Annotated in this window: 13 protein-coding genes; 8 read left to right on the forward strand and 5 right to left on the reverse strand. The window is 71.7% G+C overall.

All coding sequences use genetic code 11. From position 1 onward, the window contains the following. The first annotated feature begins 3 nt into the window (after positions 1–3). From Saso_RS03935 to Saso_RS03945, 3 genes are all read left to right on the forward strand, one after another. Positions 4–507 carry a GNAT family N-acetyltransferase gene (locus tag Saso_RS03935; RefSeq protein ID WP_189927866.1) on the forward strand — a complete coding sequence of 168 codons (504 nt, stop codon included), beginning with the start codon at positions 4–6 and terminating at the stop codon, positions 505–507. A gap of 102 nt (positions 508–609) precedes the next feature. Beyond that, positions 610–1326 (forward strand): DsbA family oxidoreductase, encoded by a 717-nt coding sequence (locus Saso_RS03940; RefSeq protein WP_189927865.1) that lies wholly within the window; start codon positions 610–612, stop codon positions 1324–1326. Between the two features lie 97 nt (positions 1327–1423). After that, the gene (locus Saso_RS03945; protein ID WP_189927864.1) at positions 1424–2476 is read left to right on the forward strand and encodes an aminotransferase class V-fold PLP-dependent enzyme; all 1053 of its coding nucleotides are present in this window, start codon (positions 1424–1426) and stop codon (positions 2474–2476) included. Between the two features lie 84 nt (positions 2477–2560). On the opposite strand, the gene thpD is transcribed toward Saso_RS03945, so the two are convergent. The 5 genes from thpD to Saso_RS03970 form a co-directional block, all read right to left on the reverse strand. Continuing rightward, the gene (thpD, locus tag Saso_RS03950; RefSeq protein WP_189927863.1) at positions 2561–3448 is read right to left on the reverse strand and encodes an ectoine hydroxylase; all 888 of its coding nucleotides are present in this window, start codon (positions 3446–3448) and stop codon (positions 2561–2563) included. 5 nt (positions 3449–3453) lie between these two features. After that, complete coding sequence (locus Saso_RS03955; protein WP_189927862.1) at positions 3454–3858, reverse strand: ectoine synthase; 405 nt, start codon at positions 3856–3858, stop codon at positions 3454–3456. 57 nt (positions 3859–3915) lie between these two features. Further along, positions 3916–5187, reverse strand: a complete 1272-nt coding sequence (ectB, locus tag Saso_RS03960) for a diaminobutyrate--2-oxoglutarate transaminase (RefSeq protein WP_189927861.1) — start codon at positions 5185–5187, stop codon at positions 3916–3918. Positions 5188–5300: 113 nt separating this feature from the next. After that, the gene (gene ectA, locus Saso_RS03965; protein ID WP_189927860.1) at positions 5301–5807 is read right to left on the reverse strand and encodes a diaminobutyrate acetyltransferase; all 507 of its coding nucleotides are present in this window, start codon (positions 5805–5807) and stop codon (positions 5301–5303) included. Between the two features lie 344 nt (positions 5808–6151). Then, positions 6152–7252 (reverse strand): aminotransferase class V-fold PLP-dependent enzyme, encoded by a 1101-nt coding sequence (locus Saso_RS03970; RefSeq protein ID WP_189927936.1) that lies wholly within the window; start codon positions 7250–7252, stop codon positions 6152–6154. Positions 7253–7457: 205 nt separating this feature from the next. Here Saso_RS03970 and Saso_RS03975 point away from each other — a divergent pair, with 205 nt between their 5' ends. The 5 genes from Saso_RS03975 to Saso_RS03995 all read left to right on the forward strand — a co-directional run bounded on the left by Saso_RS03975 (position 7458) and on the right by Saso_RS03995 (position 12215). Next, a complete protein-coding gene (locus Saso_RS03975) occupies positions 7458–8321 on the forward strand; it encodes a transporter substrate-binding domain-containing protein (RefSeq protein WP_189927859.1) in 864 nt (287 codons plus the stop codon). A gap of 4 nt (positions 8322–8325) precedes the next feature. Further along, positions 8326–9159: an amino acid ABC transporter permease gene (locus tag Saso_RS03980; RefSeq protein WP_189927858.1), complete on the forward strand. Its 834-nt coding sequence runs from the start codon at positions 8326–8328 to the stop codon at positions 9157–9159. Continuing rightward, positions 9156–9950, forward strand: coding sequence for an amino acid ABC transporter ATP-binding protein (locus tag Saso_RS03985; RefSeq protein ID WP_189927857.1), 795 nt, complete (start codon positions 9156–9158; stop codon positions 9948–9950). Before Saso_RS03980 ends, Saso_RS03985 begins: the two co-directional genes overlap by 4 nt. 14 nt (positions 9951–9964) lie before the next feature. Then, positions 9965–11056, forward strand: a complete 1092-nt coding sequence (locus tag Saso_RS03990; RefSeq protein ID WP_189927856.1) for an amidohydrolase family protein — start codon at positions 9965–9967, stop codon at positions 11054–11056. A 166-nt stretch (positions 11057–11222) separates the two neighbouring features. Continuing rightward, entirely contained in the window at positions 11223–12215 is a 993-nt protein-coding gene (locus Saso_RS03995) for an SCO1860 family LAETG-anchored protein (RefSeq protein WP_189927855.1), read from the forward strand. The last annotated feature ends 25 nt before the right edge of the window (positions 12216–12240 follow it).

The following is a 12240-nucleotide window of genomic DNA, read 5'->3' on the forward strand; positions in this document are numbered from 1 at the left end:
TGCATGATCGGAGAACGCTTCACCGGCGACCGGGTGATCCGTACCGCCGTACCCGCCGAGGCGGAGGCGATCGCCGCGCTGCACGCGCGCGCCCGCGCCACCTATTACCCGGACGGGACGCCCCAGGACGGCACGGACTGGCTCGCGAACTGGCGGTTGGCCGTCGAGCGGCCCGACGGCCAGGTGCTGTGCGCCGTCGAGCGGGGACGGATCGTCGCCCTCGCGTCCTTCCGCCCGCCGCAGGACGCGCCCGCGCACACCGTCAAGCTGTTCCAGTTCCACGTCGATCCCGACCACTGGCGGGCCGGGATCGGTACGGCCCTGCACACGGCCTGTGTCGAGCAGTGGCGGGCGGAGGGGCGGCGCACGGCCGTCCTCGACGTGCACGTCGACAACCTGCGGGCCCGGGCCTTCTACGCCCGCCAGGGCTGGCGGCCGGACGAGGAGAACCCGCCCGCCCCCGACGACCACCACCTCTGGCTGCGGTACGCGGTCCCCGGGGAATGAAACCGTCTGCTTGAACGTTCATCCACCCGGCGGAGGAAACCTCCGTGCGGGTCTCCGGCCGTGAGCCCCGTACCGCACGCACGACCTGGAGAAAGCCGAGACATGCGCGTCGAGATCTGGAGCGACATCGCCTGCCCCTGGTGCTACGTGGGCAAGGCCCGCTTCGAGAAGGCGCTCGAGGCCTTCCCGTACCGTGACCAGGTCGAGGTGGTGCACCGCTCCTTCGAGCTGGACCCGGGCCGCGCCAAGGGCGACGTCCAGCCGGTGCTGGCCATGCTCACCAAGAAGTACGGGATGAGCCAGGCGCAGGCGCAGTCCGGCGAGGACAACCTGGGCGCCCAGGCCGCCGCCGAGGGCCTCGACTACCGCACCCGGGACCGCGACCACGGCAACACCTTCGACATGCACCGCCTGCTGCACTTCGCCAAGGAGCACGGCCGGCAGGACGAGCTGATCCAGATCCTCTACCGCGCCAACTTCGCCGAGGAGAGGTCCGTCTTCGCCGAGGGCGACGAGCGGCTCGTGGAGCTGGCCGCCGAGGCCGGTCTCGACGCCGGGGCCGCCCGCGAGGTCCTCGCCGACCCGGCCCGCTACGCCGACGAGGTCCGCGCCGACGAGCGCGAGGCCGCCGAGCTCGGCGCCAACGGCGTGCCCTTCTTCGTCCTCGACCGCGCCTACGGCGTCTCCGGCGCCCAGCCCGCAGAGGTCTTCACCCAGGCCCTCACCCAGGCGTGGGGCGACCGCTCCCCGCTGAAGCTGATCGACGACGGCGGTGCCGAGGCCTGCGGACCGGACGGGTGCGCGGTGCCGCAGCACTGAGGAACCGCAGGTCAGGGCCGATCCATAAGCGGTCCTTGGCGGAATCACGTAAAAATCGGCAATGGACGGGGAGTTCCAGGGGTCCCACAGTGGACCCATGGAGACCTTCGAGAGCCTCGTCCGCGCCGAGTTCACCCCGAAGACCACGTACCTGAACACGGCGAGCAACGGCCTGCTGCCGGCCCGCACCGTCGCCGCCCTGCACGAGGCGGCGGTGCTGCGTGCCGAGGGCAGGCCGCTGACCCCGCTGCACGAGGACACCGAGGCCTGCCGCGCCGCCTACGCCCGGCTGGCCGGGGTCCCGGTCACCCGAGTGGCGCTGGGCGCCTCGGTGGCCGCGCACACCGGAGTGATCGCGGCCTCGCTGCCCGCGGGCGCCGAAGTGCTCACCGCCGAGGACGACTTCACCTCGGTGCTGAACCCGTTCCACGTCCGCGGCGACCTCAAGGTGCGGGCCGTCCCGCTGGAACGGCTCGCCGAGTCCGTCCGGCCGGGCACCGCGCTGGTCGCGGTGAGCGCCGCCCAGTCCGCCGACGGCCGCGTCGCCGACCTGGCCGCGCTGCGGGAGGCGGCCCGCGCGCACGGCGCCCGCACCTACGTCGACCACTCGCAGTCCGCGGGCTGGCTCCCCACGGACGCCGGCGCCGACGACTTCTCCGCCGCCGTCTCCTTCAAGTGGCTGCTCGGCCCGCACGGGGCGGCCTTCCTCGTGGTCCCCGAGGACTTCGGCGGGCTGTCACCGGTGCTCTCCGGATGGGTCGCGGGCGAGCGCCCCTGGGACAGCTGTTACGGTCCGGTGGCCGAACTCGCCCGCTCGGCACGGCGGTTCGACCTCACGCACGCCCTGTTCACCTACGCGGGACTGCGCCGCTCCCTGGAACTGGTGGAGGAGATCGGCGTGCCGGCGATCGCCGCCCACGACCTGGCCCTCGCGGACCGCTTCCGCGCCGGACTCGCCGCGCTCGGCCACCGGCCCGTCCCGGCCCCCGGTTCCGCGATCGTGTCGGTGCCCGGACTCGGCTCCCGGCAGCCCGCTCTCGCCGACGCCGGCATCCAGGTCTCCGACCGCGCCGGCAACCTGCGCGCCTCCTTCCACCTGTACAACACGGCAGCCGACGTCGACCGTCTGCTGACCGCCCTGTCGGCCTGACCGGCGCCAGGACGCCCCCGCCCCTGACCCGGGGCGGGGGCGTCCTGGCCCGGCGGCACGCGCCGGGGAAGCGAGCGGCCGGGCTCACCGCACGGGGGTGAAATCCCGTGCGCCGATGAACTCCGGCCGGCGGATCGGTGCCGCGAACGGTTCCACGGCCGTGTTCTCCACGCTGTTGAACACGATGAACACGTTGCTGCGCGGGAACGGCGTGATGTTGTCCCCTGAGCCGTGCATGCAGTTGCAGTCGAACCAGGTCGCCGAACCGGCCCTGCCCGTGAACAGCCTGATGCCGTAGTCGCCCGCCATCGCGGTCAGCGCCTCGTCCGACGGGGTGCCCGCGTCCTGCATCTGCAACGACTGCTTGTAGTTGTCCTCGGGCGTGGCCCCGGCGCAGCCGAGGAACGTCCGGTGCGAGCCCGGCATGATCATGAGCCCGCCGTTGGTGTCCAGGTTCTCGGTCAGCGCGATCGACACGGACACCGTCCGCATGTTCGGCAGCCCGTCCTCGGCGTGCCAGGTCTCGAAGTCGGAGTGCCAGTAGAAGCCCCCGGCCCCGAAGCCCGGCTTGACGTTGATCCGCGACTGGTGGACGTACACGTCCGAGCCCAGGATCTGCCGGGCCCGCCCGACGACCCGCTCGTCACGGACCAGCGCGGCGAACACCTGGCTGAGCTTGTGCACCTCGAAGACGGACCTGATCTCCTTGGAACGCGGTTCGACGATCGCCCGCTCGTCCGCCCGGATCTCCGGGTCGGCGACGAGCCGCTCCAGCTCACGCCGGTAGATCGCCACCTCGTCGTCGCCGATCAGCTGGTCGACGGCGAGGAAGCCGTCGCGCTCGTACTCCTGGAGCGCGGCCGTCGGGATCGGGCCCGGTGTGTCCGGGGAGCCCCAGACGACGGGGTCCTTGCGGGGCACGGACACCTCGGTGGTGCCGCGGGTGGGGTAGAGATCGGTGAGTGCGGTCATGACGCTCACACCTCCTCGGGCTCGGTCAGCAGGGGGTACACGCCGTTCTCGTCGTGGTCCTCCCGGCCCGTGACGGGCGGGTTGAACACGCAGATGCAGCGGAAGTCCTCCTTGACGCGGAGCGTGTGCCGCTCGTGCCCGTCGAGGAGGTACATGGTCCCGGGCGTGATGCGGTGCGTGAGCCCGGACTCGTGGTCGGTCAGCTCGGCGTCGCCCTCGACGCAGACGACGGCCTCGATGTGGTTCGCGTACCACATCGACGTCTCGGTGCCGGCGTACAGAATCGTTTCGTGCAGCGAGAATCCGACCCGTTCCTGGGCGAGCACGATGCGCTTGCTCTCCCAGGTGCCGGACGCCGCCCGCACATGCCGGTCGGTGCCTTCGATGTCCTTGAACGAACGGACGATCACGGTGCTGCGATGCCTCCTAGATAGGGGAAGGGGTAAGGGGGAACGGGCGCGAGGGCGTCAGAGGGTCTCGCGTACGGCGCGGGCGAGGATGCTGAGGCCCTCGTCCAGCTCCTCGGGGGTCACGGTCAGGGCCGGCAGCAGTTTGACGACCTCGCTCTCCGGGCCCGACGTCTCGATCAGCAGGCCCAGTTCGAAGGCGCGCCGGGCGATCCGGCCGGCCCGCTCCTTCTCGTGGAACTCCAGGCCCCACACCAGACCGCGCCCGCGGTACTCCTTGATGTCGGCGAGGTTCTCCTCGGTGATCGAGATGAGCCCCTGCTCGATCTGCTCGCCGCGTGCCCGGGTCTGCTTCTCCATGGCGGAGCCGTCGGCCCAGTACGCCTCCAGGGCGGCGGTGGCGGTGACGAACGCCGGGTTGTTGCCGCGGAAGGTGCCGTTGTGCTCGCCCGGCTCCCACACGTCCAGCTCGGGCCGGAACAGGCAGAGGGACATGGGCAGTCCGTACCCGCTGATCGACTTGGAGACCGTCACGATGTCCGGGACGATCCCGGCCTCCTCGAAGGAGAAGAAGGCGCCGGTGCGCCCGCAACCCATCTGGATGTCGTCGACGATCAGCAGCATGTCCTGCCGCTCGCACAGCTCCTTGAGCGCCCGCAGCCACTCGGGCCGCGCCACGTTGATGCCGCCCTCGCCCTGGACCGTCTCGACGATCACCGCGGCGGGCTTGTTGAGCCCGGAACCCTGGTCCTCGAGCAGCCGCTCGAACCACAGGAAGTCGGGCACCTGGCCGTCGAAGTAGTTGTCGAACGGCATGGGCGTGCCGTGCACCAGCGGTACGCCGGCACCGGCCCGCTTGAACGCGTTGCCCGTCACGGCGAGCGACCCGAGGGACATCCCGTGGAAGGCGTTGGTGAACGACACGATGGCCTCGCGCCCCTTCACCTTCCGGGCCAGTTTCAGCGCGGCCTCCACGGCGTTGGTGCCGGTCGGGCCCGGGAACATGACCTTGTACGGCAGGTCGCGCGGGCGCAGCACCAGATCCTGGAAGGTCTGGAGGAAGGACCGCTTGGCGACGGTCGACATGTCGAGTCCGTGCGTGACGCCGTCCCGCAGCAGGTAGTCGATCAGCGCCCGTTTCAGCACGGGGTTGTTGTGGCCGTAGTTGAGCGAACCGGCCCCGGCGAAGAAGTCCAGGTAGCGGTGACCGTCCTCGTCGTACATGCGGCTGCCCTGCGCGCGGTCGAAGACGGCGGGCCAGCCGCGGCAGTAGCTGCGTACCTCGGACTCGAGGGTCTCGAAGACGCTGAGGTCGGGCTGGGTGATGGTCACGACGAAAACACTCCTCGGTGTGGGGTCGGAAGGAGAGCGGGTGGGGGCGGCGCGGTGGGGCAGCCGGATGCCGGGGGGAAGCGCGGGGGAGGGCCGGCCGGCGGGCGCGGGCGTCAGAAGGAGAGCGGCCCGATGCGGTACAGCACCTCGGGGTCGTGCGGACCGTCGGGGAACAGCCCGGTGCCGAACAGCACCTCGCGGGTGACGGTCGCCCCGTGCCGCTCGGCATACGAGGTGAACAGCCGCTCGGAGGCGGTGTTGCCCGGCGTGATCGTGGTCTCCACGGCGGTGAGCGGGTGTACGGCGGCGAGCCGGGCGGTCAGCCCGTCCAGCAGCGCGGCGGCGAGACCGCGACCGCGGTGCGCGGCGTCGACGGCCACCTGCCAGACCAGCAGCGTGTGCGGGTCCTGCGGCCGGACGTACCCGGTGACGAAGCCGACCGGTTCGCCGTCCTCGGCGCGTGCCACCACTGAGGTGTCCGCGAAGTCGCGGCACCACAGCAGATAGCTGTAGGAGGAGTTCAGGTCGAGCGTTCCGGATTCCTTCGCGAGACGCCAGAGTGCTGCTCCGTCCTCCACTGACGGGCGGTCGATACGCAGGTCTGCTTGTGCGGCGGTCATGCGGCTTGAACTTACCCAGCGAAATTCAAAAACGCATGGAGAGGCCGTGGTGATTCCGTGATACCGAAGGGGCGGGATGCCGTTTCATCCCTTTTTGCACCGCGCAAAAGGTGCATATCTTCCTGCTTGTGCAATGCGTCACGCACGGGGAGGTCGCTCGAAATTCTCCGCGTTTAGAGGCGGGAAATCCGGGCAGAAGAGCCAGGGCAAGCTATCGGTGGGAAATCGGAGAGGGAATTCACTGTTTTCCTGAATTCGGATTCCGGCGGCCGTCCGTTCGTTTCCGGGAAATGGTTCCCCGGTCGCCGTCGTCGCGCCGCCGGTCCGGCCGGTTGTCCGTGCCGTCAGCGCCAGGCGTCCTCGGCGCCGCGCCGGGCCGCCTCCAGGTCCACGTCGCGCCCCTGCTCCGCCAGCGCCGCGCCGAGCGCCGCCAGGCAGCCCTGCACCGCCCCCACCGTGGCGTCGGCCCCGTAGTGGTTGACCCGGATCATCTCCGCGGCCAGCGCGCCCCCGCCCGCGGCCAGCGGCAGCGCGGGGTCGCCCGCCAGGGCCCGGGCGACCAGGTCCGAGGCCACCACCCCGGACGGCGTCCGCAGCGTCGTGGCGACGGGCGCCGCCTCTGCCGCGTCGTGCACGTACGGCTCCAGACCGCCGCCCAGGGCGACCGCCCCCGCGCGGGTCGCGGCGGCCGCGGACGCGTGGCGGGCCATCACCGTCCCGGGCCCCACGGCCTCGATCCGCTCGACGCACGCCTCCAGGGCCAGCATCTCCAGCTGCGCCGGTGCGTGCAGCAGCGCCTTGCGGCCGCCGTCGACCCACCGCTCCTTCCAGTCCAGCAGCGACAGGTACGAGCGGCGCGGGGCCCCGGGGTTCGCCGCCATCCTGGCCCAGGCGCGCTCACTCACCGACACGGCCGACACGCCCGCGGGTCCGCCCATCGCCTTCTGGGCGCCGATCACGCACAGGTCCACCCCCCACGCGTCCGGCAGCACGGGCTCCGCGCCGATCGAGGCCACCGCGTCCAGGTAGAACAGCGCGCCGTGCTCCCGCACCACCTCGCCGATCTCCGCGACCGGGTTGGTGTTGCCGGTCGCGGCCTCCGCGTGCACCAGCGACACGAAGTCGATCTCCGGGTGCTCCATGAAGGCCTGCCGGACCTGTGCGGCCGTCACCGCCGTGTGGAAGGGCACCGCCAGGTCGATCACCGTGGCGCCGCAGTCGCGCAGCCAGTCCCCGAAGGTCTTGCCGTACGGGCCGGTGATCACGTTCAGCGCGGTCGTGTCCGGACCGGCCGTGCCGCGGATCGCGCCCTCCAGCGGCAGCAGCGCCTCGCCCTGCATGATCACGACGTCCTGCCGGGTGTCCAGCAGCCGCGCCACCCGGTCCTCGATCGAGGCGAAGTGTGCGGCACTCAGCGGGGCGAGGTCCAGGAACGGGTGTGTCACGGCGGTGCTCTCTTCACTCACGGGGTAGAGGTGACGAGACTAGCCAACACGCGCCCCACCCTCCCCGCCCTCCCCATCGACGACCCGCGCCCTCCCGGCCGGTGACATCCCAGGCCCGAGAGCCCTGTGACCATCGGTTTGGTTTGAGAGCCCCAAACATCTCCTTATAATCGGAACCCATAGTTCCCTTACAGGAAGGCCCGCCGTGAACACCCTCCCCGGCCGCCGGAACCGCGTCCTGGCCGCCACCACCGTGGCGGCCGGGCTCATGCTCGTCGCCGCCTGCACCTCCACCGATGACGGCGCCAGCGGCTCCAAGACCGCCGCCGGCGGGGTCGAGCTCGTCAAGGCGGGCCAGCTCACCACCTGCACCCACCTGCCCTACCCTCCGTTCCAGTCGGAGATCGACGGCAAGGTGCAGGGCTTCGACGTGTCCCTGATCGACCTGGTGGCCGAGGACCTGGGCGTCAAGCAGGTGATCACCGACACGCCGTTCGAGAACTTCAAGACCGGCGCCTTCCTCAACTCCGGGCAGTGCGACCTGGCCGCGGCCGGCATGACCATCACCGACGAGCGCAAGAAGAACGTCGACTTCTCCGACCCCTACTTCGACGCGACCCAGGCCGTCCTGGTCGACAAGGGCGCGGGCGTCACCTCGCTCGCCGACGTGAAGGCCAAGGGCGTCAAGCTCGGCGCACAGGCGCAGACCACCGGCGAGGACTACGCGAAGAAGCAGGGCTTCGACCCCGTCTCCTTCGAGTCCTCCGACGCCGTCCTCAACGGCCTGCGCACCGGCCAGGTCAAGGCCGTCATCATCGACTACCCGGTCGTCCAGGGCTGGCTGAAGACCAAGGCCAACGCCGACGCCTTCAAGGTCGTCGACAACCTCAACACCGGCGAGCAGTACGGCTTCACGGTGAAGAAGGGCAACACGAAGCTGGTCGCCGCGATCAACAAGGCGCTCGCCGACGCCAGGGCCGACGGCACCTACAAGAAGCTGTACGAGAAGTGGATCGGCCCCTACGACGCCGCGGCCGCCTCCCCGTCGGCCGCCGCCTCGGCCTCCTGACCCCATGGCCGATACCGACGTACGGCTCCAGCCGAAGAAAAAGGGCCTCACCCGACGGCAGAAGCGCCGTCTCTCGCGCGGCGCGCAGTATGTCGTCTTCGTGGCCGCCGTGATCGTCTTCGCGACCACGGCGGACTGGGGCCGGCTGAAGAACCAGTTCGCCCAGTGGGACATCGCCCGGCAGATGTTCCCGGACGTCCTCACCCTGGCGCTGAAGAACACCGTCCTGTACACGGTGTCCGGCTTCGTCCTCGGACTGCTGCTGGGCCTGGTCATCGCGCTGATGCGGCTGTCCTCCGTGGGCCCGTACCGCTGGGTGGCCGGGGTCTACATCGAGATCTTCCGCGGCCTGCCCGCCCTGCTGATCTTCGTGTTCATCGGCGTGGCCGTGCCGCTGGCCTTCCCCGGCACCGAGATCGTCGGCGGCACGTACGGCAAGGCGGCGCTCGGACTCGGCCTGATCGGGGCCGCCTACATGGCGGAGACGTTCCGCGCGGGGATCCAGGCCGTGCCCAAGGGCCAGCTGGAGGCCGCGCGGTCGCTGGGCTTCTCGCCCGCCCGCGCGATGGTCTCGGTGATCATCCCGCAGGCGTTCCGGATCATCCTCCCGCCGCTCACCAACGAGCTGATCATGCTCTTCAAGGACTCCTCCCTGGTCCTGCTGCTCGGGGTGACACTGGAGGAGCGCGAACTGTCCAAGTACGGCCGCGACCTGGCCAGTACGACAGCCAACTCCACGCCGATCCTGGTCGCCGGCCTGTGCTACCTGCTGGTGACCATCCCGCTCGGCTTCGTCGTGCGCCGCATGGAGGCGAAGGCCCAGGAGGCCGTGAAATGAGCCGACCGGAGATCGAGGTCCGCGACCTGCACAAGTCGTTCGGCGCCAACGAGGTGCTGCGCGGCATCGACCTGGAGATCGGCCGGGGCGAGGTCGTCTGTGTGATCGGCCCGTCCGGGTCGGGCAAGTCGACGCTGCTGCGCTGCGTGAACCTGCTGGAGGAGCCCACCGGGGGCCGGGTGTTCGTGGGCGGCACCGAGCTCACCGACCCCGACGTCGACATCGACGCCGTACGCCGCCGCATCGGCATGGTCTTCCAGCAGTTCAACCTGTTCCCGCACCTGTCGGTCACCGAGAACCTCACGCTGCCGCAGCGCCGGGTCCTCGGGCGCGGCAAGGCGGAGGCGGCGAAGGTGGCCGCCGAGAACCTGGAGCGGGTGGGACTGTCGGAGAAGGCGAGCGCCTACCCCGCCTCGCTCTCCGGTGGTCAGCAGCAGCGGGTGGCGATCGCCCGCGCGCTGGCCATGGGCCCCGAGGTGATGCTCTTCGACGAGCCCACCTCGGCGCTCGACCCGGAACTGGTCGGGGACGTCCTCGCGGTCATGCGCATGCTCGCCGACGAGGGCATGACGATGATGGTCGTCACGCACGAGATGAGCTTCGCCCGTGAGGTGGCCGACCGGGTCGTCTTCATGGACGGCGGGGTGATCGTGGAGGACGGCGTCCCGGCCGAGGTCATCGGCCGCCCCCGCCACGAACGCACCCGGCACTTCCTGTCCCGGCTCCTCGACCCGGCGATGGCCCAGGTGGAGGAAGGCACCTCCGGCCAGGTGGGCGCGCCCGAGCAGTAGTTAGGGTGCACCGCATGAGCGATCGCGCGGTGCTGCACGTGAAGGGCCGGATCCTGACGGGGTCCGACGAAGTCCGCGACGGACTGTGGGTCGTCGACGGCCGGATCACCTACGACCGTCCCGTCGGCGCCCGCGACGTCCGCACCGTCGAGGGCTGGGCCCTGCCGGGGCTGGTCGACGCGCACTGCCACGTGGGCCTGGGCGCGCACGGCCCCGTCGACCGGGACGTCGCCGAGGAGCAGGCGCTGGCCGACCGCGATGCCGGCACCCTGCTGATCCGCGACGCCGGCTCGCCCTCGGACACCCGGTGGACCGACGCCCGCGAGGACCTCCCGAAGATCATCCGGGCGGGCCGGCACATCGCCCGCACCCGGCGCTACCTGCGCGGCTACGCGCACGAGATCGAACCCGACGACCTGGTCGCGTACGTCGCCCGGGAGGCCCGGCGCGGTGACGGCTGGGTCAAGCTCGTCGGCGACTGGATCGACCGCGAGGTCGGTGACCTGGCTCCCAGCTGGCCCCGGGAGGCGGCCGCGGCGGCCATCGCGGAGGCCCACCGGCTGGGCGCCCGGGTCACGGCGCACTGCTTCGCGGAGAACTCGCTCCGCGACCTCGTCGAGTCCGGCATCGACTGCGTCGAGCACGCGACGGGCCTGACCGAGGACCTCGTCCCGCTGTTCGCCTCCCGCGGGGTGGCGATCGTGCCGACCCTCGTCAACATCGCCACGTTCCCGAAGCTCGCGGCCGGCGGCGAAGCCAAGTTCCCGCGCTGGGCCGCCCATCTGCGCCGCCTGCACGAACGCCGTTACGACACCGTCCGCGCCGCCTACGACGCAGGCATCCCCGTCTTCGTCGGCACGGACGCCGGCGGCACGCTGCCGCACGGCCTGGTGGCCGCCGAGGTGGCGGAACTGGTGACGGCGGGCATCCCGGCGGTGGAGGCGCTCTCGGCGACCACATGGGGCGCGCGCGCCTGGCTCGGACGCCCCGGTCTGGACGAGGGCGCTCCGGCGGATCTGGTGGTCTACGAGACGGACCCGCGCGCCGACGTACGCGTGCTCGCGGCCCCTCGACGGGTGGTCCTGAACGGCGCGGTGGTGAGCTGAGGACGGTGCGGCGTGCGCGGCCGGGGGGAACGTGCGTGCCGCCGGATTCGAAGAAACGCGCGGAGATTCCACGTTGGAGTGAACCGGCGTCACCCCGCTGACCGTTCACCCCTCGTACGCAATTCTTGCGGGGTCCCGAGGCATTTCTCTTCTGGGGGTCCCACCCTTGAACGGCAACAACTTCCCGCTGCCCGCGCGCGCCCGTCGCGCGGCCACCGTCTGCGCGGTCACGGCCCTGGCCGCCGGCCCCGCGCTCCTGGCCGGCGCGGACACCGCGCACGCGACCTCCGGCCAGGGCCGGGCCGGTGCGTCCGTCCTGCGCACCGGTCTCGACGTGGCGCTGCTCGGCGAGGCGGCCGACGTCCCGCTCGCCGTCTCCCTGAACGAGGTGGAGGCGCCGCGCAGCGCCGAGAAGACCGCGCTCACCGCCCGGCTGCACGGCGTCCACGGGGGAAGACCGTTCGACGTCCTGCGCGCGGACGTCGCCGAGGCGAAGGCGACCGTCGAGGACGGCCGGGCCGAGGCCTCCGTCCGCCTGGTCCGCGCCAGGCTGCACGTCCCGGGCCTGCCGCTGCTCTCCCTCGTCGAGGTCGGCACGGTCACCTCGCGGGCGACCTGCGAGGCGGGCCGGACCCCGGTCGCGGTCTCCGACCTGCCCGGTGCGGTGACGGTCCTGGGCAAGAGGGTGTCGGTGAGCACCGGCGGCCCGACGGACGTGAGGGTCCCGGGCGTGGGCGAGGTCCGCCTGGACCTGTCGAAGCGGGCGACCACCTCCCGCACGGCCGCCGCCACGGCCCTCGAACTCACCGTCTCCGTCGACCCGTCGAAACTCGGGGTGGCCCGGGTGACGGGCACGATGACCCTCGCGAAGGCGACCTGCGAGACGCCACCGGCGGCGGACGGGGAGGCCCAGGCCCCGCCGTCGCCCCAGAAGCCGGAGCCGGAGCCGGAGCAGGAGCAGGAGCAGGAGCAGGAGCAGGAGCGGCCGGCGGGCGCCGACGCGTCCCCGTCCGGGGACGTCAGGGCACAGGGCGCCCCCGCCCGGGCCGACCTGGCGCAGACCGGCGGCGGTTCCCTGACCCCGTACATCGCGGGCGGCGCGATCGCCCTGCTGGCCGTAGGCGCAGGAACGGTCACCCTGGCCCGCCGCCGCCCCTGACCCCGACCGGGGTGGGGCGGCGGGG

Source organism: Streptomyces asoensis, assembly GCF_016860545.1.
Lineage (GTDB): Bacteria > Actinomycetota > Actinomycetes > Streptomycetales > Streptomycetaceae > Streptomyces > Streptomyces asoensis.

Bases quoted from the DNA above. Each gene is read 5' to 3' on its own strand.
- Saso_RS03935 (WP_189927866.1), top strand. From the start codon at position 4: ATGATCGGAGAACGCTTCACCGGCGACCGGGTGATCCGTACCGCCGTA.
- Saso_RS03940 (WP_189927865.1), top strand. From the start codon at position 610: ATGCGCGTCGAGATCTGGAGCGACATCGCCTGCCCCTGGTGCTACGTG.
- Saso_RS03945 (WP_189927864.1), top strand. From the start codon at position 1,424: ATGGAGACCTTCGAGAGCCTCGTCCGCGCCGAGTTCACCCCGAAGACC.
- thpD (WP_189927863.1), bottom strand. From the start codon at position 3,448: ATGACCGCACTCACCGATCTCTACCCCACCCGCGGCACCACCGAGGTG.
- ectA (WP_189927860.1), bottom strand. From the start codon at position 5,807: ATGACCGCCGCACAAGCAGACCTGCGTATCGACCGCCCGTCAGTGGAG.
- Saso_RS03980 (WP_189927858.1), top strand. From the start codon at position 8,326: ATGGCCGATACCGACGTACGGCTCCAGCCGAAGAAAAAGGGCCTCACC.
- Saso_RS03985 (WP_189927857.1), top strand. From the start codon at position 9,156: ATGAGCCGACCGGAGATCGAGGTCCGCGACCTGCACAAGTCGTTCGGC.
- Saso_RS03990 (WP_189927856.1), top strand. From the start codon at position 9,965: ATGAGCGATCGCGCGGTGCTGCACGTGAAGGGCCGGATCCTGACGGGG.